24 protein-coding genes are annotated in these 24,787 nt (G+C 35.0%); 13 read left to right on the plus strand and 11 right to left on the minus strand.

What is annotated here, in order from left to right; all coding sequences use genetic code 11:
* Positions 1 to 154: 154 nt before the first annotated feature.
* The 10 genes from hpf to QZ657_RS12035 all read right to left on the minus strand — a co-directional run bounded on the left by hpf (position 155) and on the right by QZ657_RS12035 (position 8,502).
* Complete coding sequence (hpf, locus tag QZ657_RS11990) at positions 155 to 457, minus strand: ribosome hibernation-promoting factor, HPF/YfiA family (protein WP_276473586.1); 303 nt, start codon at positions 455 to 457, stop codon at positions 155 to 157.
* A 45-nt stretch (positions 458 to 502) separates the two neighbouring features.
* Positions 503 to 1,396 carry a tyrosine-type recombinase/integrase gene (locus tag QZ657_RS11995; protein WP_291967135.1) on the minus strand — a complete coding sequence of 298 codons (894 nt, stop codon included), beginning with the start codon at positions 1,394 to 1,396 and terminating at the stop codon, positions 503 to 505.
* A gap of 89 nt (positions 1,397 to 1,485) precedes the next feature.
* Positions 1,486 to 1,680 carry a 30S ribosomal protein S21 gene (gene rpsU, locus QZ657_RS12000; RefSeq protein WP_036155953.1) on the minus strand — a complete coding sequence of 65 codons (195 nt, stop codon included), beginning with the start codon at positions 1,678 to 1,680 and terminating at the stop codon, positions 1,486 to 1,488.
* A gap of 99 nt (positions 1,681 to 1,779) precedes the next feature.
* Complete coding sequence (locus tag QZ657_RS12005; RefSeq protein ID WP_291961519.1) at positions 1,780 to 2,949, minus strand: acyl-CoA dehydrogenase family protein; 1,170 nt, start codon at positions 2,947 to 2,949, stop codon at positions 1,780 to 1,782.
* Positions 2,950 to 2,959: 10 nt separating this feature from the next.
* On the minus strand, positions 2,960 to 3,829 hold the full coding sequence (locus QZ657_RS12010; RefSeq protein WP_291967137.1) for a ComEA family DNA-binding protein: 870 nt from the start codon (positions 3,827 to 3,829) through the stop codon (positions 2,960 to 2,962).
* Positions 3,830 to 3,837: 8 nt separating this feature from the next.
* Positions 3,838 to 5,526: an alanine/glycine:cation symporter family protein gene (locus tag QZ657_RS12015; protein ID WP_291967139.1), complete on the minus strand. Its 1,689-nt coding sequence runs from the start codon at positions 5,524 to 5,526 to the stop codon at positions 3,838 to 3,840.
* A gap of 86 nt (positions 5,527 to 5,612) precedes the next feature.
* Positions 5,613 to 6,620 (minus strand): potassium channel family protein, encoded by a 1,008-nt coding sequence (locus QZ657_RS12020; RefSeq protein WP_276473591.1) that lies wholly within the window; start codon positions 6,618 to 6,620, stop codon positions 5,613 to 5,615.
* A 3-nt stretch (positions 6,621 to 6,623) separates the two neighbouring features.
* Entirely contained in the window at positions 6,624 to 6,851 is a 228-nt protein-coding gene (locus QZ657_RS12025; RefSeq protein WP_291967141.1) for a PspC domain-containing protein, read from the minus strand.
* A 10-nt stretch (positions 6,852 to 6,861) separates the two neighbouring features.
* Entirely contained in the window at positions 6,862 to 8,136 is a 1,275-nt protein-coding gene (locus tag QZ657_RS12030) for a DUF2851 family protein (protein WP_291967143.1), read from the minus strand.
* 57 nt (positions 8,137 to 8,193) lie between these two features.
* The gene (locus QZ657_RS12035; RefSeq protein ID WP_276473594.1) at positions 8,194 to 8,502 is read right to left on the minus strand and encodes a rhodanese-like domain-containing protein; all 309 of its coding nucleotides are present in this window, start codon (positions 8,500 to 8,502) and stop codon (positions 8,194 to 8,196) included.
* Between the two features lie 142 nt (positions 8,503 to 8,644).
* Between QZ657_RS12035 and QZ657_RS12040 the strand changes: the two genes are divergently transcribed.
* The 13 genes from QZ657_RS12040 to QZ657_RS12105 all read left to right on the plus strand — a co-directional run bounded on the left by QZ657_RS12040 (position 8,645) and on the right by QZ657_RS12105 (position 22,147).
* On the plus strand, positions 8,645 to 9,091 hold the full coding sequence (locus QZ657_RS12040) for a MarR family winged helix-turn-helix transcriptional regulator (protein WP_276473595.1): 447 nt from the start codon (positions 8,645 to 8,647) through the stop codon (positions 9,089 to 9,091).
* Between the two features lie 10 nt (positions 9,092 to 9,101).
* Complete coding sequence (locus tag QZ657_RS12045; RefSeq protein ID WP_291967145.1) at positions 9,102 to 9,737, plus strand: NAD(P)H-dependent oxidoreductase; 636 nt, start codon at positions 9,102 to 9,104, stop codon at positions 9,735 to 9,737.
* 25 nt (positions 9,738 to 9,762) lie between these two features.
* Positions 9,763 to 10,344 carry a YceI family protein gene (locus QZ657_RS12050; RefSeq protein ID WP_276473597.1) on the plus strand — a complete coding sequence of 194 codons (582 nt, stop codon included), beginning with the start codon at positions 9,763 to 9,765 and terminating at the stop codon, positions 10,342 to 10,344.
* A 252-nt stretch (positions 10,345 to 10,596) separates the two neighbouring features.
* Complete coding sequence (locus tag QZ657_RS12055; RefSeq protein ID WP_276473598.1) at positions 10,597 to 11,994, plus strand: anthranilate synthase component I family protein; 1,398 nt, start codon at positions 10,597 to 10,599, stop codon at positions 11,992 to 11,994.
* A gap of 43 nt (positions 11,995 to 12,037) precedes the next feature.
* Positions 12,038 to 12,661, plus strand: coding sequence for an anthranilate synthase component II (locus QZ657_RS12060; protein WP_291967147.1), 624 nt, complete (start codon positions 12,038 to 12,040; stop codon positions 12,659 to 12,661).
* A gap of 101 nt (positions 12,662 to 12,762) precedes the next feature.
* A complete protein-coding gene (gene trpD, locus QZ657_RS12065) occupies positions 12,763 to 13,758 on the plus strand; it encodes an anthranilate phosphoribosyltransferase (protein WP_291961502.1) in 996 nt (331 codons plus the stop codon).
* 51 nt (positions 13,759 to 13,809) lie between these two features.
* Positions 13,810 to 14,589 carry an indole-3-glycerol phosphate synthase TrpC gene (gene trpC / locus QZ657_RS12070; RefSeq protein WP_291967149.1) on the plus strand — a complete coding sequence of 260 codons (780 nt, stop codon included), beginning with the start codon at positions 13,810 to 13,812 and terminating at the stop codon, positions 14,587 to 14,589.
* Between the two features lie 5 nt (positions 14,590 to 14,594).
* The gene (locus QZ657_RS12075) at positions 14,595 to 15,221 is read left to right on the plus strand and encodes a phosphoribosylanthranilate isomerase (RefSeq protein ID WP_291967152.1); all 627 of its coding nucleotides are present in this window, start codon (positions 14,595 to 14,597) and stop codon (positions 15,219 to 15,221) included.
* The gene (gene trpB, locus QZ657_RS12080) at positions 15,218 to 16,402 is read left to right on the plus strand and encodes a tryptophan synthase subunit beta (protein ID WP_291967154.1); all 1,185 of its coding nucleotides are present in this window, start codon (positions 15,218 to 15,220) and stop codon (positions 16,400 to 16,402) included. Before QZ657_RS12075 ends, trpB begins: the two co-directional genes overlap by 4 nt.
* A 7-nt stretch (positions 16,403 to 16,409) precedes the next feature.
* A complete protein-coding gene (gene trpA / locus QZ657_RS12085) occupies positions 16,410 to 17,174 on the plus strand; it encodes a tryptophan synthase subunit alpha (RefSeq protein ID WP_291967156.1) in 765 nt (254 codons plus the stop codon).
* Positions 17,175 to 17,684: 510 nt separating this feature from the next.
* Positions 17,685 to 19,178 (plus strand): M20/M25/M40 family metallo-hydrolase, encoded by a 1,494-nt coding sequence (locus tag QZ657_RS12095; protein ID WP_291967158.1) that lies wholly within the window; start codon positions 17,685 to 17,687, stop codon positions 19,176 to 19,178.
* Positions 19,179 to 19,398: 220 nt separating this feature from the next.
* Positions 19,399 to 19,719: a hypothetical protein gene (locus tag QZ657_RS12100; protein ID WP_291962023.1), complete on the plus strand. Its 321-nt coding sequence runs from the start codon at positions 19,399 to 19,401 to the stop codon at positions 19,717 to 19,719.
* Between the two features lie 343 nt (positions 19,720 to 20,062).
* Entirely contained in the window at positions 20,063 to 22,147 is a 2,085-nt protein-coding gene (locus tag QZ657_RS12105; RefSeq protein ID WP_291967159.1) for a hypothetical protein, read from the plus strand.
* Between the two features lie 71 nt (positions 22,148 to 22,218).
* On the opposite strand, the gene QZ657_RS12110 is transcribed toward QZ657_RS12105, so the two are convergent.
* Positions 22,219 to 24,765, minus strand: a complete 2,547-nt coding sequence (locus QZ657_RS12110; protein WP_291962027.1) for a phosphoenolpyruvate carboxylase — start codon at positions 24,763 to 24,765, stop codon at positions 22,219 to 22,221.
* Positions 24,766 to 24,787 lie beyond the last annotated feature (22 nt).

Below are 24,787 nucleotides of genomic sequence, written 5' to 3' on the forward strand. Positions count from 1 at the left end.
ACGACCTGCTGATTACAAATCAGCTGCTCTAGCCAGCTGAGCTACATCGGCTTATTTTACAACTTTTTCTGTCATAAAAAAGCCCGCTATTTCTAACGGACTGCAAATGTATAGTATTTTTTGTTTATTCAAAACAAATTTTAAAAAATTTTTATCAAGCTTGTAATCTTATTTTTTCTTTTTGCTTTATTAGTCTGCGTTCCAGAGAACTACAGGCAGAGTCTACAGCCTCTTCAAAAGATTTACATTGCTTTTTTACTACAAATTTATCTTTAGGAACAGAAATTTTAATTTCCACTATCTTATTCTCCTTTGCACTGGTATTCTCAACTTTCATATAAACATCTGAGCTAATTACCTTAGAATAAAAGGTTTCCACTTTATCAAGTCTATTTTGAAGAAAATTGATCAACTTTTGGTCTGCATTAAAATTTACCGATTGCGCATTTACTTTCATAGTCAGAAATTTTATGGCCTAATAAGATTTAGCCAGATTAAACATTTATTTTTTATTCCCCCGCGGATGGGCTTTAGCATGCACTTTCTTTAACTCGGCAATACTATTATGCGTATAAACTTGAGTAGAAGCCAAACTAGAATGACCCAACAACTCTTTTACCGCATTTAAATCTGCACCTTTGTTTAAAAGATGAGTAGCAAAGGTGTGCCTAAGAATATGCGGACTAGTCTTCACCTTTGAGGAAACCTCTCTAAAATACTTTTTTATTAATCTATAAACAAGTGTTTCATACATTTTATTGCCTGATTTAGTTAAGAACATAGTTTCAACATCTACCACCTCATCAAGGTGTGAGCGAACTTTTAAATACTCTTTAAACTTATCTCTAGTCTCCGTAAACATAGGAATTAGCCTTTCTTTATTTCGTTTGCCCAAAATCTTAATGGTCATTGTTTCAAAATCAACATCTGATACCTTTAACGTAATAACCTCTGCCCTACGCATACCCGTAACATACAACACATGAATTAACAGCTCATCTCTTTTACCTTCAAAATCTTCTTTATAATCTATTTGAGACAGAACATTTTTCATCTCAATTTCAGAAAAAGGAATTTCCACTTTTTTCGCAGTCTTCAATGCCTTGTGCTTATTTAAAGGATTAACATCTGTCACCCCTATTTTCTGAAGAAATTTGAAATATGCTTTTAACGATGCTATTTTTCTATTGATAGACCTATTATTGATTTTATTTTCCGATAAATCAACTATCCAGAAACGAACAATATTGTATTCTACAGTATTAATATCCTCTACATCATAATTAGACAAGCAAAATCTGCCAAATTCAAGTATATCGTTCTCATACGCTTTAATCGTATGTAAAGAATAATTTTTCTCTAACGAGAGATAAGAAATAAATTCGCTTAAATACATTACCTAAAGGTATTAAAGTTTAGAGCCTGTCAAAATTTGAGCAAAAAAAAATCCCGCAAATTGCGGGATTTAATATTTATCTTAAAAAACTAAACTTCTTCTTGATCTCTTAGACCTTGAATGTATTCTGCTTTTTGTATCTGTGCTCTACGAACAACTGACGGCTTATTGAACTGTTGACGCTTACGTAACTGTCTCATTGTACCTGTTTTGTCGAACTTACGTTTAAAACGCTTTAAAGCTCTATCGATGTTTTCTCCTTCTTTTACTGGTATTATTAACATGGGCTAAACCTCCTCTCTTTTGTGATTAAGGCTGCAAATATACTAACTATATTTAAATAGACAACCAATTATATACTTTTTAAACCAATATCCGCTTAACTATACCGTAGCAGGCTTGTATTCTTTTTTATCGATTATGATTTTGGAAATTATTTCACGCAATATTTCTGAAGTACCACCACCAATCGGTCCCAATCTACTATCCCTAAAATTGCGAGCCATAGGATAATCTTCAATATAACCATAACCCCCTAAAAATTGCAAACATTCATAGGCCACTTCATCGGCAACTTTCGTAGATTTTAATTTAGAGATTGTCGCTTCTTTAACTACATATTGACCTTTATCCAAACGATAGGCGACCGAATAATTATATTCTTTGCACATATCAATATCCGCATGTAAATCTACTACACGATGCCTTAGTGCCTGAAACTTATTAATAGACCTTCCAAAAGCTTCCCTTTCTGACATATATTTTAATGCATAATCCAAAACATGCTCTGACCTTGCATGAGCATTCACACCCATTATCAACCGTTCAAGCGCAAAATGCTCCATTATATATGAAAACCCCATGTTTTCAACGCCCATTAAGTTCTCTACCGGGATCTTAACATTGTCAAAGGCTAACTCTGCGGTATCAGAAGCTCTCCAACCTAATTTGTTCAATTTATTTGCGGTAACTCCTTTACTACTTCTATCTACAGCAAAAATGCTAATTCCTTTATTACCCAATTCAGGATTGGTTTTTGCAGCCACTATCATGTAATCTGCATAAACACCATTTGTAATAAACGTTTTAGAACCATTTAGTACATAATGATCACCTTGCTTAACCGCAGTTGTCCTCATAGCAGCTACATCACTACCACCAAAAGGCTCTGATATACAAAGACAACCAATCTTATCTCCATTTACACTTGGTCGTAAATACTTTTCCTTTAAAAAAGAATCTGCTTCTTTATTTAAATGAGTCATTGCCAAATAAGCGTGCGCCCACATTGCCGCTGCAAATCCACCGGAATTTATCTTTTGTAATTCCTCTAAAAAAATAATAGTATAAAATAAATCTAGACCTAGACCACCATCTTCTTCAGGAGTTGCCAGGCCAAAATAGCCCATATCCCCAAATTTTTTCCATATAAACCTTTCTATAGTTCCAGTTTCTTCCCATTTATCTATATGTGGGACTACTTCTTTATGTAAAAAATCTTTTAGACTTTCCCTAAATAATTGATGTTCTTCTGTGAAGTACATACTTTGCATAGCGTTTTTTTTATAATGACAAATATAATGCAATTCTGTTAATACGCTCTGCCGGAAATTTATCAATTTCTACTAATTCGTTCAAAGATTTGATACTTCCGTTGAGATTACGATAATTTACAATGCCCTCAGCAACGTATTTTTGCAGATATATCAATTTAGACAATTCTTCTACCGTTGCAGTATTTACGTTAATTTTTATAATATTTGGCTTCGTTAAAACTTTAAACCGCTCTAAGGCTCTTTCTACAACCTCTGGCTCAAGACCATAAACATCATTTAATTGATCATCAATTAAAAAACCACCCAAGCGATCTCTAAATTTTATTATTCTAGCGGACAACTTCTCCCCTATTCCATTTATCGTTTTTAAATCTTCAGCTGTTGCTGTATTCAGATCTTTCCAAATTATTTCGTCTACTTTATTATTAGATGTAGATGTATTAAAAGTTTTTCTCCTCTTACCTTGAGTCCATTCTGGAAATTTAAAAAACGGAGCAAGAGCTTTAAGCAATGAATCTGATATTTTTGTAACATCCTGAAATTCTTTTGCCGAGTTTACATATTTATCTTTCTTTCTAAACTTGTACAATCTATCTATTTCCTCTACAGACATACCAATTGTATAGCCTTTAAAGTCAGTAATAAAATTTGGATTAAAAGGATATATACGAACAGAGTCTTTTATTGACGCTAAAATCTTTAAGGAATCAATTTCTGCCTGTAAACCACTTTCAAACTGTAAAGGAGCAGCTTTACTTAACGTATTTTTATTATAGAAATAATAACCTAATTGAACAGCAATGAGAAAAAATAAGAAAAAGAAAATCCCACTTCGTTCTTCTTTATTGAACTTAAAGTGGGATTTAAATGAATTCATGATGTTTCTTAATCTTCTATAGCATCATACTTTAACTTAATTGCACCCAAGTATCTATTCAATTGTTTTTTAACAATTGGGAACAAGAAGAATAGACCTACCATATTAGGGAATACCATTGCAAATATCATTGCATCAGAGAAATCCCAAATAGATTTCATACTTGCCGCAGCACCGATAACGATGAATGTACAGAATAATAATTTATAAACAATATCAGCCGTTCTACCACGTCCGAATAAATATTTCCAAGATTGTAATCCGTAATAAGACCATGATATCATTGTTGACACAGCAAATAATACCACTGCAATAGTTAAAAATACATTAGAATAAGGAATATATTTAGCAAATGCTACAGCAGTAATACCAGCACCTTCATAAGCAACACCGTCAATTAAAACTGATCCGGAACCATCACCACCATAAGTAAACGCGCCACCAAAATTGAAAATAATTATTACTATTGCCGTCATTGTACATATAACAACGGTATCAATAAAAGGTTCCAGTAAAGCTACCAAACCTTCAGATGCAGAATATTTTGTTCTTACCGCAGAGTGCGCAATAGATGCCGAACCTGCACCGGCTTCATTTGAGAATGCCGCTCTTTTAAATCCTACCAACAGAACTCCAATAAGACTTCCTACACCAATGGCAGTTGGCTTAAATGCTTCTGCAACTATTAAAGAAATTGCATCATCTACAAGTGTAATGTTGCTAAGTATAATATACAAACATGCAACAATATACATTACCGCCATAAACGGCACCACTTTTTCCGTTACCTGTGCAATACGCTTAATACCGCCAATAATAATTACCCCAACAAGGATTGCAAGTACCAGACCTACAATAGCACCTGCAGCAGTACTCTGCCAGTTAAAAAGTTCTTTTATTACAATTGTAGCCTGGTTTGACTGAGCAGCGTTACCACCCCCAAATGAACCACCAATACAAAAAATTGCAAAAATTACCGCAGCAACTTTACCTACGGTTTCAAAACCTCTTTCTTTAAGACCTTTACTTATATAATACATTGGCCCACCATAAACGGTACCATCTTCACCAACATCTCTATATTGAACCCCTAAAGTACATTCAACGAATTTTGATGACATACCCAAAAGACCGCAAACAATCATCCAAAAAGTAGCACCAGGACCACCCAAGGCAATAGCCAAGGCTACACCTGCAATATTACCGTTACCTACCGTACCGGATACGGCAGTAGCCAATGCCTGAAAATGACTTACCTCCCCTTCTGAACTTTCATCTCTAATAGTATCTATAATATCGCCATCAACGGCCATATCATTTTCTAAACTAACAAGATGATCCTCAATATCAACATTTGTTAAATCTTGGCCTTGTGCAATACCATCTTCTCCATAAAGATTTTGTGCACCATGCTTTTCAATATCCTCATATTTACCACGAACGGTATTAATAGCCTTTCCAAAAAACCTTATGTTAGGAAAACCAAAATAGACCGTAAAAAATAGTGCACTACCTACCAACAGTACCAATACAAAAGGTATGTCCGGATCGTGCCAAATATTAAAGAAAATTACTGCTGAGAAGAAATCTGAAATAGGCTTGAACGCTTGATCTATTTGCTGATCTAAACCTTGTTCTTGAGAATAAATTAAAAATGGAAATAAAAAGGTAAACAGGGTTAGAAGTTTATACTTCATAAGTTTGTATTTAATTTTTGAGTTAGTTTGTCTAGCAATATCCTAAAAATAATGGATGCAATCAAATATATATGGTAGAAAGATGATTATTCTATATTAAACATTTCGTTCAATTTCTTAATTTGTTCTGGTCTACCCAGTACAATAACCTTACTTTTAGGCTGTAATTCCATATCAGCTTCGGGGTTGATGGTATACTGGCCATCAGGTGAAATGTAACCTATTATAGTACAACCCGTCTTTCTTCTTAAATCCAAATCCCTTAACGAATTACATTCAATCTGATCAGCAAAATCCTCTATGGCAACCTCTTCTAAATTTGTTGTATGCTCACCTTCCATAGAAAGCTTGTCCATAAACGTGATAAGATCTGGCATAACAACCAAGGACGCCATGTGATCGCCTCCGATCTTATCCGGCATGATTACCTTGTTCGCCCCTGCCAAAAATAATTTCTTTTGAGAATTTACCAAGGACGCCCTACTGATAATGAATAGATCCTTTTTCATTTGTCTTGCCGACAAAACGACAAAAAGGTTAGCGGCATCATCTGGCAATGTTGCAATTAAATAACGTGCCTTTTCAATTCCTGCCTCAAGCAATACATCATCATCATTGGCATCACCTTCAATAAACAAAATATCATCCTCATAGCGTTCTATCACCTCTTTTTCTTTCTCTATAACCACAAACGGTCTTTTATACGCTTTTAGCCTTTCAGCAGCTTGCATACCATTTCGCCCAAAACCACAGACGATAACATGCTGATTTAAATTTGCGATTGCATTTTTCATTTTCTTCTTTTTTAGCAGTTCTACTGAATTTCTGGAAAGTAGATAGTCTGTAACTATCGTTATAGCGAAACCAACTATAAATACACTTGTGACTATTAAGATTATTGTAAAGATTTTACCTTCGGGACCCATAGGTCTCACCTCTGAAAAACCAACAGTGGTTACCGTTATAATGGTCATATAGAAAGCATCTACCCAAGAATAATCTGCCACCAAGCGATATCCTAAAACCCCAAAAGCCAAAACCATTAGCATTAAGGTCAATGCTAAATATATTTTAGACTTAAATAATTTCATCATATCCTAAAGATCAAAAACTGAATTACGTTTCGTATAAATCAAATCTTTTATTCTAAGCCAAAATGCCAGGAACAAATAAAGTGCGAATCCAAAACCTACGGTGACAAAGGTGAGATAAATAAACGATGTTCTTACAACCCTAGCCCTTATACCCAATCGTTCTGCTATTCGACCACATACTTCATACCCTCTTTTCTGAAAATAATGCAGTAATTTGTAAAATGCGCTCATGGGTATAAAATTAGACTTTTATATTCATTAATAAAGCTCCCACAGCACAATCCAAACATTTATCCTTTGCACAATAATTGGAATATAACTGTAAATATGCCTGAGAGTCCTTAGCATTATCAAGTGTTTCGCCCAGCTTACCAAAGTTAGCTATAATACTATTTTCTTCCTTTTTTATTTCTGACATCATCTTTAAAAAACTCTCATTTACAAGCCCACCTTTATAACGACTGTAAGCAAATTTTAAAGGAATAATCGTATTAATCACCAATAAGTTTAAAAATGAGGATGAAATTCTCTTTTTACTCTTTTTTGAAATTTTTCCGAAATTAAAATGGGTCTCCCAATATTTAGAGGTTGTTATTGTTAGAATTTTAGCAAAATCAGCCCGTTCGTTTTCTATCAATAAATGAAAAAGGTTATTGTTTTCAGCATAAAGAGCACTCAATTGCGCTAACCTTACGGTTGGAAAATTTGATGGTCTAAGGCGAAAAAATTCTGGCGATTTAAATATTGGGGTTAAGCTAAATTTATGTTTTAAAAAGGCATATTCGGCTTTCAACTTATTAAAATAAGCATCATCATTTGTATTATTCAACAAATTTGCCTGACCTAACAACAGGCTTTCCATTAAAAGAGGTTTATGGTATAATTTTCTTATAATTGAAAAGTCAATTGATTTTCCCAATTCAACAAAAGATTCTCCATTTATTTTAGACCCAAAGGTTTTCAATAGCATTAAGAACAATACATGTTCCCAATCATTATTGGTTTCTTTTAATAGTTTTTCGATAAAAATCGATTTCTGCTCTAACCGTTCTATAAATAAACGATCTAGCCAATTATTCTTTATAAAATCATTGACTGTATTAAATTCATTTTCACAATTAATGAACTTATAATTTCTACTATCAAACAATTGTTGATAGGTATGCAAAATTTGTAAGGGTATAAATTCTTTTAAGGATAAGGTAGGAATTTCAGTGCCGTCTTTTCTAAAAACGGCTACATCATCTTCCCATACCACATGTAAAATTACATTATTATAATTTTCATCTTCTTGATGATTATGCGCATACCAATCAGAAGATTTTAAATGAATCTCTACATTGCCTGCCCACAATTGTCCACTCAACTCTATCTGGGCATTAAAAAAATCAGGACCACTAAAATGATTATGCATACCTACGGATACCACATGCACTACTTCACCAGATGTAGATACGAGACCGTTCAAGGGATACTTTTTATACTTCCAAATAAAATGAAGCAAATCTTCCTTCATTTTATAAAAATAAAAAACCCGCCGTTAAGCGGGTCAATTTTCTCAAAAGAAATTATATTATGCCGTTTCCCCTTCCCAATTCATGAATCCTCCTTGAAGGTTATATGTCTTATCAAAGCCTAAATTGTTCATAATTGCACATGCTTGACCACTTCTGGCACCTGATCTACAATACACATAATAATTTTTTGTTTTATCAAGCTTCTCAAGCTCAGCTACAAATTCTTGACCTTTATATATATCAATATTAATTGCATTCGGTATAATACCGTCCTCTACTTCTTCCTCTGTTCTTACATCTAGTATTACTGCATTAGAATCTTTCTCTAATTGCTCTTCCCAATCTTGTTGTGATAAATCTGCCATTGTCTATAAAAATTTATGAAACAAAAATAATTGTTTTTTATTTATTTGGATAACTCTCAAGGATTTAACAAATAATTAATCTAAAGGACCTCTTAGTCATTAAAAATAACCATACATTTGTATATACAATTATTGTATCAACATGAATGTAGAAGAAATCATTAAAACAAACCAAAAGATGCCGTTAGAAAAACGGACGCTTATTCATTTGGCATTGGTTATAAATAAAATTGACGAAGAAATAGCAACTGTCCTAAAACCTTTTGATATATCTATTCAACAATTTAATGTTTTAAGAATTCTAAGGGGACAGAATGGAAAACCAGCTAATCTCTCTACTATTAATGATAGAATGGTTAAAAAAAGGAGCAATACAACCCGCTTGGTCGATAAACTAATTCTCAAGGGTTTTGCTCAAAGAACCATCTGCTTAAATAACAGACGTAAGGTTGAAATTGTAATTACGGAAGGTGGTTTACATATTTTAAATGAAATTGATGGAATACTTTTTGAAGCCGAGAAGAGAATACTTAAAGAATTTGACGAAATAGAGTTACACCAGCTCAATGAACTTCTAAATAAATTTTAAACTATTTTTAATGAAAACTATATTAGACAATTTAAACTGGCGCTACGCCACTAAAAAATTCGATAGCACCAAGAAATTAAGCAATGAGAATTTAAACACATTATTAGAAGCCGCAAGGTTAACAGCTTCTTCATACGGTCTTCAGCCTTATCATATTTATGTTATTGAAAATGAGGAAATCAGAACTCGCCTAAGGAAAGTATCTTATGACCAACCTCAAATAACGGATGCGTCCCATCTTATTGTTTTGGCCAACAAACCTACATTTAACGATACTTTTATAGATGATTATATAGAAAACATCATGGTAGTAAGGGGTTTATCCAAAGATGACCTCAAAGAATTTTCACAAACCATGAAATCTACATTATTGGACTTACCGGACGCTCAGAAAGGTGCATGGACTTCAAATCAAGCATACATTGTATTGGGTAATTTAATGACCGTAGCGGCAAATATGCAAATAGACGCTTGCCCTATGGAAGGTTTTGACAATGAACAGTACAATGAAATTTTAGGCCTCTCTGACATAGGTTTGAACGCTGCGGTAGTTTTAGCTGTAGGCTATAGATCTAAAGAGGACGAAACACAAAATCACCGCAAGGTAAGATACTCTAAAGAGCAAATTATTACACATATTAATTAAACACAATCATTTTAAAATTAGACACATGAAAAAATCATTATTAAGTTTAGTATTCGTTGCCGTTTTCGGATTTACAGCAACAGCTTCAACCCCTATCGACTCTGAAAAAAAAGAGGTAAAGGTTAGCGAAAGTAAAGTAACTTGGAAAGGTTATAAGGTTACAGGATCTCACGAAGGTACCATCAATTTAAAATCCGGTCATTTGGAAATGAAAGGTAAAAAATTGATAGGAGGTGAATTTGTTATAGACATGACCTCTATTTCTTGCTCTGACCTACAGGCCGGGCAAGGTAAAGAGAAGTTAGAAGGTCATTTACAATCCGCAGATTTCTTTGGTGTTGAAAACAACCCGACTTCTAAATTGGTTTTCACATCCGTTAAGGCAATGAACGACAGCTCATATACGGTTACAGGAGATTTGACCATTAAAGGAATTACAAAACCCGTTACACTTGTTGTATCAATGTTTGAAAACAAAGCTTCAGCGACCATGAAGGTAGATAGAACCAAATTTGATATTAAATATGGTTCAGGAAGCTTTTTTGACAACCTAGGCGATAAAGCCATCTATGATGATTTTGATCTTGTGGTAGACCTAGCACTATAATCGTTTTAAAACAATCGAATTACAACAATTTAAAATCCCTTTGAGATATATTCAAAGGGATTTTTATTTTTGATGATCTAAAGTTTGAAAGTTTAAATTTCCTTTTTATATTTGAGCTCAATGAAAAATTTAAACGTGAATACTTGGTGGTGGAGCAACTTACGAAAAACATCGTGAGCACAGCATCATTGTAGTAAAACTATATAAAGGCTTGTCATCACGACAAGCCTTCTTTATTTTATAAAAGTATCTATGACCTATCAATTTAAGACCTATCATAAAAAAATTCTTGCCGACACGGTTACCCCGGTAAGTGTTTATCTAAAAATAAGAGACCGTTTTCCCAATAGTATACTTTTGGAAAGCAGCGACTACCATGCAAACAACAACAGTTTCTCATATATCTGTTGTAATCCTATTGCCTCTATTAAAGTAGAAAACGAAGTTATTACCAAGCAATATCCAGATGGTGTCAATGAAGAAATAAAAATTACACCACAAACTAACGTGGTAGATATTATAGATTCTTTTAGTAAAGCATTTAAAGCGGATGATAATGACTATAAGTTTATTAACAATGGATTGTTTGGCTATATGGCCTATGACGCTGTTCGCTATTTTGAAGATATAGACATTTCCGTAAAAGATGACTCTGTTCAAATTCCAGATATTTACTATGCGGTTTATCAAAATATCATTGCTATCAATCATTATAAAAATGAAGCCTATCTATTTGCGCATTGTTACAATACCGAGAATAACATACCAGAATTAGAGCAACTTTTAAGTACCAGAAACTTCGCTACCTATAATTTTAAAATAGAAGGTGAAAGAAAATCAAATCTTGCAGATGCAGAATATAGGGAGCATGTAAAATTAGCTAAAAAGCATTGCCAACGTGGCGATGTATTTCAGCTGGTACTGAGCCGTCGTTTTTCACAAGGTTTTAAGGGCGACGAGTTCAATGTGTATAGAGCATTACGTTCTGTAAATCCATCACCCTATTTGTTCTATTTTGATTATGGCGACTTTAAAATTTTTGGTAGTTCTCCAGAAGCTCAATTGATCGTTAGCGATGGTAAAGCTGAAATTCACCCAATTGCCGGCACTTTTAAAAGAACAGGTAATGATGAGCAAGATGCACAACTTGCAAAAGAATTGAAGACAGACGATAAGGAGAACAGTGAGCATGTAATGTTAGTAGATCTTGCGCGTAACGATCTTAGTAGAAACGGTAGTGTGGTACAGGTAGAAAATTATAGGGAAGTGCAATTTTTCTCTCATGTAATTCACTTGGTCTCCAAGGTTACCGGAATGAAAAAAAGTGATATCCCTACCATGAAAGTGGTAGCCGATACTTTCCCTGCCGGTACCCTAAGTGGTGCACCTAAACACATGGCCATGCAACTTATTGAAAGATACGAGAAAACAAGTAGAGGATATTACGGCGGGGCTATCGGTTTTATGGATTTTTCAGGCAATTTCAATCATGCCATTATGATTAGAACTTTTTTGAGCAAGAATCACCAATTACATTATCAAGCCGGTGCAGGATTGGTAGCTGCATCGAACCCAGAAAATGAATTACAAGAAACATACAATAAACTAGGTGCTTTGACCAAGGCACTGGAAATAGCTGAAGACATATAAAGCCTCCCCAACCCCTCCAAAAGAGGGGCTTTAAAATGATATTATGAGTAAAAATATAAAAATTGAAGAGCAACAAAATTCCTCCCCTTCGGGAAGGTCAGGTGGAGCTACTGTTTTAGTTATAGACAATTACGATAGTTTCACTTATAACCTAGTACATTATTTAGAGGAATTAGGTTGTGAAGTTATCGTAAAACGTAATGACCAACTTAAGTTAGAAGAGGTAGCTACTTTTAATAAAATTGTGCTATCCCCAGGACCTGGCATTCCTGATGAAGCCGGCCTGCTAAAACAAATTATCAAAGAATACGCACCTACCAAAAGTATTTTTGGCGTCTGCCTAGGGCAACAGGCCATTGCCGAAGTATTTGGTGGTTCCTTAATAAACCTGGACAAAGTCTATCACGGTATTGCCACAAGCATTAAAATAATTAAAGAGGATATCATTTTTGAAGGAATTCCAAATGAGATAGAGGTAGGCAGATACCATTCATGGGTAGTTGATTCTGATTTACCGGAAGTTTTGGAAGCAACTTCAGTAGATGAAAACGGACAGGTAATGTCTTTACGTCATAAAACCTATGATGTACGTGCCGTACAGTTTCATCCAGAATCTGTTCTTACACCAAATGGAAAAAAAATGTTAGAGAATTGGCTACGCCCCTAGCCCACAAAAGGAGAATCTAAAACAAATGACTGAAATTAATACAAATAAAATTAAATAAGGAGACCTTTATTCTTCCCCTTTGGGGAGGTTAGGTGGGGCCTATGAAAGAGACATTAAATAAACTTATAAATCACGAAATACTGTCAAAGGAAGATGCAAAACGTATTCTCGTGAATATTGCAAAAGGTGATTACAACACTAGTCAGATTGCGGCATTTTTAACCGTTTACATGATGCGTAGCATTACTATTGAAGAACTTGAAGGGTTTAGAGACGCACTATTAGATTTGTGTTTGGCGGTAGACTTATCGGCCTATAACCCTATTGATCTTTGTGGTACGGGTGGTGACGGTAAAGATACCTTCAACATTTCTACCTTGGCTTCTTTTGTAACCGCAGGTGCAGGCGTAAAAGTTACCAAACATGGAAATTACGGTGTATCATCTAAGTGTGGCAGTAGTAATGTAATGGAATTTTTAGGAATAAAATTCAGTAATGAATCAGACTTTTTAGAAAAATGTATTGATGAAGCCGGTATTTGTGTACTACACGCCCCGCTGTTTCACCCTGCTATGAAAAACGTAGCACCTATTCGTAAAGATTTAGCGGTAAAGACATTCTTCAATATGTTAGGTCCTATGGTAAATCCTGCTTTTCCCAAAAACCAAATGGTAGGTGTTTTCAATTTAGAATTAGCTCGCATGTACGGATATCTGTATCAGAAAACCGATAAAAACTTTACTGTTCTTCATGCATTAGATGGATATGATGAAATTTCCCTTACAGGAAATACCAAAACCATTTCTAATCATACTGAAAGCATGCTAAAACCATCTGATTTTGGTGTAAAGCAAATAAAGCAAAGCGATATTGTTGGCGGAGATTCTATAGATTCTTCGGCACAAATTTTCCTTAATGTTCTACAAGGTAAAGGTACAGAACCGCAAAACAATGTAGTGTGCGCCAATGCAGGTATTGCAATTGCTACGGTAAAGAACTTAACACCTCTTGAAGGTTTTGAAAAAGCCAAGGAATCTTTATTAGGAGGACACGGACTAGCGGCATTGAAGAAAATACAAGAACTAAGCAAAAATTAAGCATATTACTTCATACCTTGAAATGACGAGGTAATAAAGAACATATATTTCATGAATATTCTAGATAAAATAGTAGCCGATAAACGCAAAGAGGTTGAATTGAAAAAATCAATCATTCCGGTGTCGCAATATGAAGCATCTGTACTTTTTAATCGAAAAACTAACTCTTTAGCTCAAGCACTTAAAAATAGTGATACGGGTATTATTGCTGAATTTAAACGTAGGTCTCCGTCTAAAGAAAGTATTAACCAGAACGCAAATGTTGGTCAGGTAGCAATGGGTTATGAAAAAGCAGGAGTTTGCGGAATGAGCGTACTAACAGATATTAAATATTTTGGTGGTGCTATCGAAGATTTAATTTTAGCACGTGCATCGGCTCAACTTCCATTATTGCGAAAAGAGTTTATTATTAGCGAATATCAAATAATTGAAGCGAAAGCATATGGTGCAGATGTTATTTTACTTATCGCAGCAATTCTAACAAAACAAGAAATAAAAACATATTCTGAACTAGCTAAAAGCTTAGGCTTAGATGTTTTATTAGAGGTACATAATGAACAAGAACTTCATAAATCTATAATGCCAAGCTTAGATATGTTAGGAGTTAACAACAGAAACCTAAAAACTTTCGAGGTTAGTTTAGATACTAGCAAATCCTTATCGAAGTTGATACCAGATGATTTCGTCAAAGTCTCTGAAAGCGGTATTAGTTCTATCGATGCCATTAAAGAACTAAAACCGTATGGATATGAAGGTTTTTTAATTGGCGAGAATTTTATGAAAACGGATGACCCTGGTAAAAGCGCCATTGAATTCATTAAAAACCTTTAGAAGTAATGAAACTTAAAATTTGCGGAATGAAGTTGAATACTTCCGAAGTCGCACAACTGCGACCAGACTATTTAGGCTTTATTTTCTGGGAACCTTCTTCTCGATTTTTTAAAGGTGAAATACCAGAACTTCCGCATACTATTAATAAAGTAGGTGTATTTGTTGATGCAGAGATTGATTATGTTAAAGACATGGTCAGCAAACATCAATTACAAAGCTTACAATTACATGGACATGAGAGTCCTGAATATTGTACTAAAATTGCAAGTGAATTAAAAAAATTAAATCATAAAGTAGACATCATAAAAGTGTTCTCTATAAAAGACGAATTTAACTTTGAAGAATTGAAACCCTATGAAAATGTGTGCGACTATTTTCTCTTTGACACCAAAGGAAAACTACCTGGCGGTAACGGATACACCTTTAATTGGTCTGTTTTAAAAAACTACCCATCTAACAAACCTTTCTTTTTAAGTGGTGGTATTGGTTTAAATAATCTGAACAAGATCAATGAGTTTATGAAAACGCCTGAATCTAAATATTGCTATGCCATTGATGTGAATAGCTCTTTTGAAATAGAACCAGGATTAAAAAATATTGAAGAATTACAAAAGTTTAAAGAAGCGCTATGAATTATAATGCTGACGAAAAAGGATACTACGGTGAATTTGGTGGTGCCTACATACCAGAAATGCTATACCCAAACGTTGAAGAGCTACGACAAAATTATTTAAAACTGATGTATGAAGATTCTTTTCAAAAAGAATTCAATCAGCTTTTAAAAGACTATGTTGGTAGACCATCTCCCCTATATTTTGCCAAACGTCTTTCTGAAAAGCATGGATGCAAAATATATTTAAAAAGAGAAGACCTTAACCATACCGGTGCACACAAGGTAAATAACACCATAGGTCAGATTCTAATGGCTCAAAAGTTGGGCAAAACAAGAATTATTGCCGAAACTGGTGCCGGACAACACGGTGTAGCAACAGCAACCGTTTGTGCCCTGATGGGTATGGAATGTATTGTTTATATGGGGGAAATAGATATTGCACGCCAAGCGCCAAATGTTGCCCGTATGAAAATGTTGGGCGCCGAAGTTAGACCTGCAAAATCTGGTAGTAGAACACTTAAAGATGCTACCAACGAAGCCATTAGAGATTGGATCAACAATCCGGTAGACACTCATTATATCATTGGTTCCGCCATTGGTCCGCACCCATACCCAGATATGGTAACACGTTTTCAATCCGTAATTTCCGAAGAAATAAAATGGCAGTTAAAAGAGAAAGAAGGTCGTGAAAATCCAGATTACGTGGTAGCTTGTATTGGCGGTGGCAGTAATGCCGCTGGTACCTATTATCATTTTCTGCACGAGCCTGAGGTTGGCATTATTGCTGTTGAAGCTGCCGGTAAAGGCGTAGATTCTGGTGAGAGTGCCGCAACGTCCGCTCTAGGTAAAGTAGGAATCATTCACGGTTGTAAAACTATGTTGATGCAAACTATTGATGGGCAAATTACCGAACCTTACTCTATTTCTGCCGGATTAGATTATCCTGGCGTTGGTCCTATGCATTCTCACCTTTACAAATCTGGTCGTGCAGAGTTTTATTCGGCCACAGATGATGAAGCCATGGCTGCGGGATTGGAATTGTCAAAATTAGAAGGTATTATACCCGCTATAGAAACAGGACATGCATTTGCCATTTTTGAACATAAAAAATTTAAAAAAGACGATGTGGTCGTCATTAGCCTTTCTGGCCGTGGAGATAAAGACCTGAACACATATATTGATTACTTTAAGTTAGCATAACCTTATTATGAGCAATAGAATAACATTAAAATTAAAGGAAGACAAAAAGCTTCTATCTATATATTTTACGGCAGGTTACCCATCATTGAACGATACGGTAAAAATTATTGAAGAATTAGAAAAGAACGGTGTTGATATGATTGAAATAGGATTACCGTTCAGTGACCCTTTGGCAGACGGACCAACAATTCAGGAAAGTTCTACCGCCGCCTTAAAAAATGGAATGACCACCGAAATTCTTTTTGAACAACTAAGAGATATTCGTAAAACAGTTTCAATTCCTTTAATTATCATGGGATATTTTAACCCTGTATTACAATACGGTGTTGAAGCATTTTGTAAAAAATGTCAGGAGATTGGGATTGACGGACTTATTTTACCCGACCTTCCATTAGATGTTTATCAAGATGACTATGAAACTATATTTAAAAAATACGGCTTAATAAATGTTTTCCTGATTACACCACAGACAAGTAATGACCGTATTGATCAGATCGACAGTGCTTCAGACGGATTTATCTATATGGTTAGTTCAGCAAGCGTTACGGGATCAAAATCTGGCTTTGGTCAAGAACAAGAAAATTATTTTGAGCGCATTGCCAAAATGAATTTAAAGAATCCACAAATTGTTGGTTTTGGAATTAAAGATGAAGAAACATTTAAGCAAGCGACCAAAACCGCTAAAGGTGCAATTATTGGTTCCGCTTTTATTAAACATTTGACAGCTTACGGAACAGATAAAACAAATGAATTCATTTCATTAATACGCTAAGTTGAAAGAATTTTTAAATAATTGGAAACTGATTATTCTTTTATGCCTAACCCTAGGTTTAGCCCCATTTTTCCCTGAACCTCATATTTAGGTAAATTAAAATGGATTTTTGGTGGCGCAAATGGAATGGTATTTATGGATTGGTTCGATGTCGTTTTACACGGCTTTCCTTTTATACTTCTAATTAGATTAATTATAATGAAAATATTCAGCTCAAAAACTTCAGATTAAATTTCAGTTATCTAAATAGGTGTTGAATACACAAAGTATTTTGAAATAATGAAAAAGGTTGCCCAATAGGGCAACCTTTTTTTAGTCTATACGCTACAAAAAGAATATAACTACTTCACTTTGTATGGGTAACACCAATAAAAACCAACCAACTACCCACCTACACTTTTGAGCATATTTATTTCTAATATAGAAAACCTTAACAATTGCCATAATCTAATTGAGGCTTAGTTCTCTGTATTTTCCTTACTTTTAAAGAATATATCCACGAGAACGAACATGAAAAAATTACTTGCCTTTCTATTATTTATTTCCCTTTATTCTGGATACTCTCAAGACTCCATTTTAATAAAATCCAAAGTAGCGAATGCTATTGGCGAATTAAGGGAATTTGTAGCAATACCTAATGATGCATTAAATGCAGACGACATAGATTCTAACCTTTTTTGGCTGAGAAAAAAATTCACTGAACGCGGATTTAATAGTACCATTTTAGAAACCGAAGGGTTACCCTTATTTTTTGCCGCTCTACCCATGGACGACAACAAGCCAACTATTTTGTTCTATATGCATTTAGATGGGCAATCTGTAGACGCTAAAAAATGGGACCAACCTGATCCTTACAAAGTGGTGCTAAAATCTAAATCTGATAACGGTTGGAAGACCGAATCCTTTTCAGAATTAGATGATGACATCAACTATGATTGGCGACTTTTTGGAAGATCTACATCAGATGACAAAGGACCCATTGTTATGTTTTTAAATGCTATTGACGCACTTAAAAAAGATGCTATAGACATACCTTTTAATGTAAAGGTGATTCTGGATAGCGAAGAAGAAAAAAGCAGCGCTCCGTTACCACAAGCTGTACGTACCTATAAAGATTTATTGAAAGCTGATTTTTTAGTTATAAATGATGGCCCGGTTCATGTATCTGGAAAACCAACTATAGTTTATGGTTGTAGAGGAATTACAACATTATCCATAACAACTCACGGACCTATAAAACCTCAGCATAGTGGTCATTATGGAAATTACGCTCCAAACCCAGGTTTTCAATTAGCACAACTTCTAGCAACTATGAAAGATGCTGATGGTAAAGTTCTTATTAAAGGTTATTATGACGGAATCACCTTAGATGATGCAACATTAGAAATTCTAAAGAGTGTACCAGATAATATTGAAGAAATCAATAAAAACCTAGCAATAGCAAATCCTGAAAAGGTAGGTAGTTTTTACCAAGAATCTCTTCAATACCCTTCCCTAAACATTAGGGGCCTAGGTTCTGGATGGATCGGAGAACAGGCAAGAACTATTCTACCCGCTACTGCAACAGCAGAATTAGATTTAAGACTTGTTCCAGAAACTGATGGTAACAGACTTAAAAAATTGGTAAAAGAACACATCAAAAATCAAGGCTATCATATATTGGACACGGAACCCACTATGGATGATCGTTTGAAATATGATAAAATAGTAACGATTAAAGAAGGCACGGTTACAGATGCGTTTCGTACGGATCTAAATAATCCGTTTGGGAACAATATTGTAAAAACAATGGAAAACAAATTTGGAGAAAAACCCGTTCAAATCCGTATAATGGGCGGTACGGTTCCTATTTCACCATTTATCAATGAACTGAAAATTCCTGCATTCATAATTCCTATGGTAAACCCAGATAACAATCAACATAGCCCCAATGAGAATTTACAAATAAGGCAGATTGCCTATGGTATAGAAACCTTTTATGCACTTCTAAGTTCCAAATTGTAATATACCGGCATATTGGAAATTACTAATAGTCCTTCATATAAATTTTAATTCAAATGTCTTAAACCTGCAAAATTATCGGCATAATAATTGAACTAAGTTTATTATGATATTTAAACTGAACATTTTACTTTTTTCGATTTTTAGCTTGATTACCGCATTTACTTTAAACGTTTCTAAGTCAACAGAAGAATATAAGAACTCATTAAAGCGATTTCCGACTATGGTAGAATCGCTACAACATGGAGAACAGTTTACTATTCAAATTACCTCTATAGGCTGTTTTCATGGCGAACGCCAAATTATAACCGTATTGAACAAGGACGATGTATTAATTGCCCACTTTAAGGATAAGAGAAAAGTTTTATCTCCTTTGGATATTGATAAGTTCATAAGTTTTGAACTTCAATTAAGAAACATAGAATTTGGAGGTTGCACAACCATAGACACCTATGTTCTAAGCAACGACTTTGAATCTTTAAAATTTAGCGATAGCACGTGCAGTTGGTCTGGCTATAAAAGACTTCTAGCGCTATTCAAATAAAAAAAGTGCCAAATTAAAAAAATCAAATTTTCAAATCACTGGCTTCAATTAAACTTGCGTCAAATGTGTGGTAACAATACATATTATTGAATAATCTTGAAGAAATGTAAGCAAAACATCGCTCTAAAAATTTAAATACGGGATACCGAACCGAGAAATTATCTATTAAATTACCGACCAAGCACTTGACAATCAATACACTAATCCTACAATAAGTTTAAACCGCAATTCATATAATTATCACAAAAACATCACGGAAGTTATCACAACTTGTTGATATTCTTGTGACTACCCTGTTACATCAATTTCATTCATTTGTCTGTAACCAAAAAAAACAGGACATATGAAACATTTTAACTTTTTATCGATTTTAACGCTCTTGCTAATTATGGCAAGTTGCTCAGATGACGACAATGCCGTTGCAGATATCATTGTCCCTGCATCTGGCGATATTGCCGGTGGACCGTTCACTATTTGTGTTGATGGAATACCGGATATGGTAAGTGGAATTACCTTGAACAGTGATACCTCTGCAGGCAGCTTAAGCAGTTGGGTCATAACAGATGATCAAAATAATATTTTAGGACTTCCTCCTACTTTAGATGCCGTATATAGTGTTGACTTCGATGCTGCCGGGGCAGGAACTTGCCTTATTTGGTATCTACGCTATGAAGAAGGACTTGTAGGTTTAGAAATGGGCCTGAACACTAACAACCTTGAAGGCTCTTTTGATTTATCTAACTCAATTGAGGTACAACGAAATGAAACCGCTGCCGGTGTTCTTTCTGGCGGACCATATGAATTTACCGTTGACGGAAATGCAGATTTTGTTACAGATATTTCTTTGAACAGCGAAAACGCAATAGGTACTAATAGCACTTTTGTCATTACCGACGATGAACTGAATATTCTTGGGTTACCGCCTACCATAGATGCTGTTAAAGAAGTTGATTTTGATATGGCCGGAAGCGGAGTTTGCCTGATCTGGTATCTTCGTTTTGAAGATGGTCTAATTGGCGCAGAAGCCGGTATGAATGCAGGTGAACTTGAAGGTTGCTTTAGCCTATCCAACTCCATTCAGGTAACAAGGTTAGATGCCGCTAATGCGGGTACAATTTCCGGAGGACCGTTTAACTTTTGTATTGATGGCGAAGTAGATAATGTATACGGTATTACCTTAGACAGTTCTAATGCAAAAGGAAGCAATAGCAGCTGGGTCATTACAGATGACCAAGGAAAAATCTTAGGATTGCCTCCAACATTAGATGCTGTTGAAGGAGTAGATTTTGATGGCGCAGGTGCAGGCACTTGTCTAATTTGGTATTTACGCTATGAAGGTGAATTAACAGGACTAGCCGTTGATATGAACGCCAATGATCTTCAGGGAAATTTCAACTTATCCAATTCTATAGAAGTAATACGCAGTAGAACAGAAGCTGGGCAGTTGACCGGTGGTCCCTACAAATTTTATATTGATGGCGAAGCAGATTATGTTACAGACATAATGCTAGATGCATCTGATGCTTCCGGCACCAATAGCACATGGGTCATTACGGATGAGGATTTAAATATTTTGGGACTTCCACCAACATTAGATGCCGTAAGAGGTGTTAACTTTGATGGTGCAGGTGCGGGTACATGCCTAATATGGTATTTGAGATATGAAGACGGATTGGAAGGTGCAACAATGGGGAGCAATGCAGCAGATTTATCCGGTTGTTTTGATCTATCCAACCCAATAGAAGTTCAAAGGATACAAGGTGTAAATGCCGGTACGCTAGAAGGTGGTCCGTTCAGTTTTTGTGTTGACGGCGAAGTTGACAATGTTTACGGTATTTCTTTGGACAACTCTACCGCTACAGGTTCACAAAGTACATGGATCATTACCGATGATCAAGGAAAAATTTTAGGTTTACCTCCAACACTAGAAGCTGTTGAAGGAGTTAATTTTGACGGAGCGGGTGCCGGAACTTGCCTTATATGGTACGCACGTTATGAAGGTGAAATCAGCGGATTACAAGTTGATATGAATGCAAATAACGTTTCCGGAAACTTTGCCTTATCAAATCCGTTAACGGTGGTAAGAACGGAAACGCACGCAGGAACGCTAACCGGTGGTCCTTTTGAATTTATAGTTGATGAAACTTCTGATTACGTAACCGGTATTTCCGTTAACAACGAAAATGCTTCGGGTGCCAATAGTTCTTTTATAATCACTGACGAAACAGGTAGAATACTAGGCTTACCTCCTACTATTGAAGATCTTAACTCAGTAGACTTTAATGCAGCTGGCGAAGGAACTTGTTTTATCTATTATATAAGATATGAAGACGGACTGACCGGTATGGAACCCGGTTGGACATTTGATGAATTCAATGGTTGCTTTGATATTTCCAATTCAATAGAAGTAGTACGAAAGGTTCATTAATCTTAATAGCTTTAAATAAAAAAGGCTCTGCAGTTTTATTGCAGAGCCTTTTTACTTTCTATTATTGACTATTATGCCGAATTTCTACTGGCATTGATATTACCATAAAGAGATCTTGTTACAATCTTCTCATACAATTCTTTATACTGGGTACCCTCGCCAATTCTTTGAAGTGCATATTGTTGAATTACCAATAGTGGCAATACAATATTCTCACGAATTTTGATAGACTCTCTAGAAATTGCTTCTTTCTTCATCAATATTTCCATACCTGAAAGTTTTAAAAGCATTGCTTTTGATAATTCATATTCAGCATGGAGAATTTCCCAAAACGCACCATATTCTTTATTCTCTTTCATATAACTGGTCAATTCAAAATAGCATTTGGTAAGACTCATCATACTATTCATCATCAATGCCTGAAAGAACGGTACGTCCTTATATAATCTTTTAGCCTCTTCCAATCTACCATCATCTTCCAATGTCTTTAACGCGGTGCCAATACCGTAGTATCCTGGTACATTCTGCTTTAGCTGACTCCAAGAACCAACAAAGGAAATAGCTCTTAAATCTGAAAGTTCCAGTTTTGCCTTATTTCCCCTTTTACCTGGCCTACTCCCAATATTTGCTTTGGTATAGTATTTTAAGGTGCTCATGTTCTCTAAGTATGGCATGAACTTATCATGGTGTTTTAGGTCATCATACTTTTTAAAACTTAATTCTGACAGCTCTTCAATCAACTCTCTATCAGCATCAGATATAACAATTTCTTTTCCTAAGATAGTATTTGACAGTCCTGCGGTCAAAAGTTGCTCACTATTATAGATAAACTGTTCTTTTGTACCGTATGTACTGGTTATGGTCTGCCCTTGAATGGTCAATTGAATTTCGTTGTTGGCAACCTTATTGGTCTGTGCCGCATAAAAACGATGTGTTTTACCACCACCCCTTGCCGGTGGTCCTCCTCTACCATCAAAGAAAATGGCAGCTATATCATTTTCATCACATACCTGTGACAACTCTTCCTTCGTTTTTAAAATAGACCAGTTTGCCTTTAAGTAACCACCATCTTTGGTACCATCAGAAAAACCGAGCATAATAGTCTGCTTGTTATTTCTATTTTCTAAATGTGCTTTATACTCCGGTAAACCGAATAAAAATCTCATAGTATCTTGAGCAGTATCCATGCCGTTCATAGTTTCGAACAACGGTACAATATCAAAAGTAATTTTCTTATCTGCCCAACCGCACCATCTAAACAATGCGTAAACAAATAGAATAGAGAACTTATCTTCAGAGTTACTAATAATATATCTATTACAACCTTCTTCGCCGTTCTTATCCTGTATAGTCTGTAACTGAAGTATGTTTTTGATGGTATCTTTTACAATATCCTCCTCATAATCATCTGGCACTAACTGCAATTTCTCGTGCAGTAAAATATCGATCAATTTCTCTTCAGATAATTCACTAAGCTCCTCCTTGATTAAACCGTTCTTTTTCAAAACCTCTACCATGACCTTAGTATGCATACTATGGTCTTGACGAATATCTATAGTTGCAAAATGTACTTTAAAGATTTTTACTTTATCAATAAATTTCTCTAGATCTTTTAAGTAAAGGCTTTGATATTTATCAATTAAAATTAATCTGATTTCTTCTAAAGGCACAATTAAATCTTCATAGCCTATATCCTTGGAACTATCGAACATTGCCGTATACAGATTGGACCTTAATTTTTCTATAGGCCCTTGTACATCTTTAAAAGTCAATTTATGCACCAACCCTTTTAGATCATTGTAATAGCATTTCATTAAGGTTAAACGAAGCTCGTTCATGACGTCTCTTGTAATATCCGCAGTTACAAACGGGTTACCGTCACGGTCACCACCGGGCCAGAAACCTAATTTTACAATATCATGATTTTCAAATTGTTTAGAACCAGTACTGCCTTTTATATATGCGTACATATCACCAATAGCATCATAGTATACATGCCTTAGTGTGTAAATAATATTCTTTGCCTCATCTAAAGGGGTAGGTTTCTTGGCATTGATCAATGAAGTTAACCCTAATTGTTGCAAGCCTACATCGATCTCATCGATTTTATCTTCTAAAATTAATGTTCTTAGGTTTGTAATAATATCTAAAACTGCAGGCGTATAAAATTGAGTTGGGTGCGCCGTAAGAACAATACGCGCGCTAAATGTGCTTAATTTGTCCCATATGGTGTCCCAAGATTTATTTTTTTCAACTAATTGAAAATAATCTTTTAAGGACAGGGAACTAGAGTGTTTATGCAGTTTTGGGAAAGCGGCATCTTCTACACTATCATAAAGAACTACTTGGCGCTCTACATACTGTATGATGCGGAACATAAAATCTATCTGTTCTTTTTCAGATTTTATGGCTACAAAATTTTCGAAAAAATTCTCTAGTATTTCTTTTGGGTTGAGACCATTGCTCAATCCCTTTTCAGATTGATTGAGCAATAGTGGGATTAACATACCCACATTCTCAATATTCTCATAAGGTAGGTTTAAGAATAGACTATTATAGACATTGAATTTATTTTGGACAGACTTCTTAAACTCTGCCAACCTTTCTTGTTGTTGCATATATCAAAAAACTTTACGCCGT

Source organism: Maribacter sp. (assembly GCA_020629415.1).
Taxonomy (GTDB): domain Bacteria; phylum Bacteroidota; class Bacteroidia; order Flavobacteriales; family Flavobacteriaceae; genus Maribacter; species Maribacter huludaoensis.

What these genes read in the sequence shown, in the direction of transcription:
- hpf (WP_276473586.1), bottom strand. Translation starts at nt 457, where the DNA reads ATGAAAGTAAATGCGCAATCGGTAAATTTTAATGCAGACCAAAAGTTG.
- QZ657_RS11995 (WP_291967135.1), bottom strand. Translation starts at nt 1,396, where the DNA reads ATGTATTTAAGCGAATTTATTTCTTATCTCTCGTTAGAGAAAAATTAT.
- rpsU (WP_036155953.1), bottom strand. Translation starts at nt 1,680, where the DNA reads ATGTTAATAATACCAGTAAAAGAAGGAGAAAACATCGATAGAGCTTTA.
- QZ657_RS12005 (WP_291961519.1), bottom strand. Translation starts at nt 2,949, where the DNA reads ATGCAAAGTATGTACTTCACAGAAGAACATCAATTATTTAGGGAAAGT.
- QZ657_RS12010 (WP_291967137.1), bottom strand. Translation starts at nt 3,829, where the DNA reads ATGAATTCATTTAAATCCCACTTTAAGTTCAATAAAGAAGAACGAAGT.
- QZ657_RS12015 (WP_291967139.1), bottom strand. Translation starts at nt 5,526, where the DNA reads ATGAAGTATAAACTTCTAACCCTGTTTACCTTTTTATTTCCATTTTTA.
- QZ657_RS12020 (WP_276473591.1), bottom strand. Translation starts at nt 6,620, where the DNA reads ATGATGAAATTATTTAAGTCTAAAATATATTTAGCATTGACCTTAATG.
- QZ657_RS12025 (WP_291967141.1), bottom strand. Translation starts at nt 6,851, where the DNA reads ATGAGCGCATTTTACAAATTACTGCATTATTTTCAGAAAAGAGGGTAT.
- QZ657_RS12030 (WP_291967143.1), bottom strand. Translation starts at nt 8,136, where the DNA reads ATGAAGGAAGATTTGCTTCATTTTATTTGGAAGTATAAAAAGTATCCC.
- QZ657_RS12035 (WP_276473594.1), bottom strand. Translation starts at nt 8,502, where the DNA reads ATGGCAGATTTATCACAACAAGATTGGGAAGAGCAATTAGAGAAAGAT.
- QZ657_RS12040 (WP_276473595.1), top strand. Translation starts at nt 8,645, where the DNA reads ATGAATGTAGAAGAAATCATTAAAACAAACCAAAAGATGCCGTTAGAA.
- QZ657_RS12045 (WP_291967145.1), top strand. Translation starts at nt 9,102, where the DNA reads ATGAAAACTATATTAGACAATTTAAACTGGCGCTACGCCACTAAAAAA.
- QZ657_RS12050 (WP_276473597.1), top strand. Translation starts at nt 9,763, where the DNA reads ATGAAAAAATCATTATTAAGTTTAGTATTCGTTGCCGTTTTCGGATTT.
- QZ657_RS12055 (WP_276473598.1), top strand. Translation starts at nt 10,597, where the DNA reads ATGACCTATCAATTTAAGACCTATCATAAAAAAATTCTTGCCGACACG.
- QZ657_RS12060 (WP_291967147.1), top strand. Translation starts at nt 12,038, where the DNA reads ATGAGTAAAAATATAAAAATTGAAGAGCAACAAAATTCCTCCCCTTCG.
- trpD (WP_291961502.1), top strand. Translation starts at nt 12,763, where the DNA reads ATGAAAGAGACATTAAATAAACTTATAAATCACGAAATACTGTCAAAG.
- trpC (WP_291967149.1), top strand. Translation starts at nt 13,810, where the DNA reads ATGAATATTCTAGATAAAATAGTAGCCGATAAACGCAAAGAGGTTGAA.
- QZ657_RS12075 (WP_291967152.1), top strand. Translation starts at nt 14,595, where the DNA reads ATGAAACTTAAAATTTGCGGAATGAAGTTGAATACTTCCGAAGTCGCA.
- trpB (WP_291967154.1), top strand. Translation starts at nt 15,218, where the DNA reads ATGAATTATAATGCTGACGAAAAAGGATACTACGGTGAATTTGGTGGT.
- trpA (WP_291967156.1), top strand. Translation starts at nt 16,410, where the DNA reads ATGAGCAATAGAATAACATTAAAATTAAAGGAAGACAAAAAGCTTCTA.
- QZ657_RS12095 (WP_291967158.1), top strand. Translation starts at nt 17,685, where the DNA reads ATGAAAAAATTACTTGCCTTTCTATTATTTATTTCCCTTTATTCTGGA.
- QZ657_RS12100 (WP_291962023.1), top strand. Translation starts at nt 19,399, where the DNA reads ATGGTAGAATCGCTACAACATGGAGAACAGTTTACTATTCAAATTACC.
- QZ657_RS12105 (WP_291967159.1), top strand. Translation starts at nt 20,063, where the DNA reads ATGAAACATTTTAACTTTTTATCGATTTTAACGCTCTTGCTAATTATG.
- QZ657_RS12110 (WP_291962027.1), bottom strand. Translation starts at nt 24,765, where the DNA reads ATGCAACAACAAGAAAGGTTGGCAGAGTTTAAGAAGTCTGTCCAAAAT.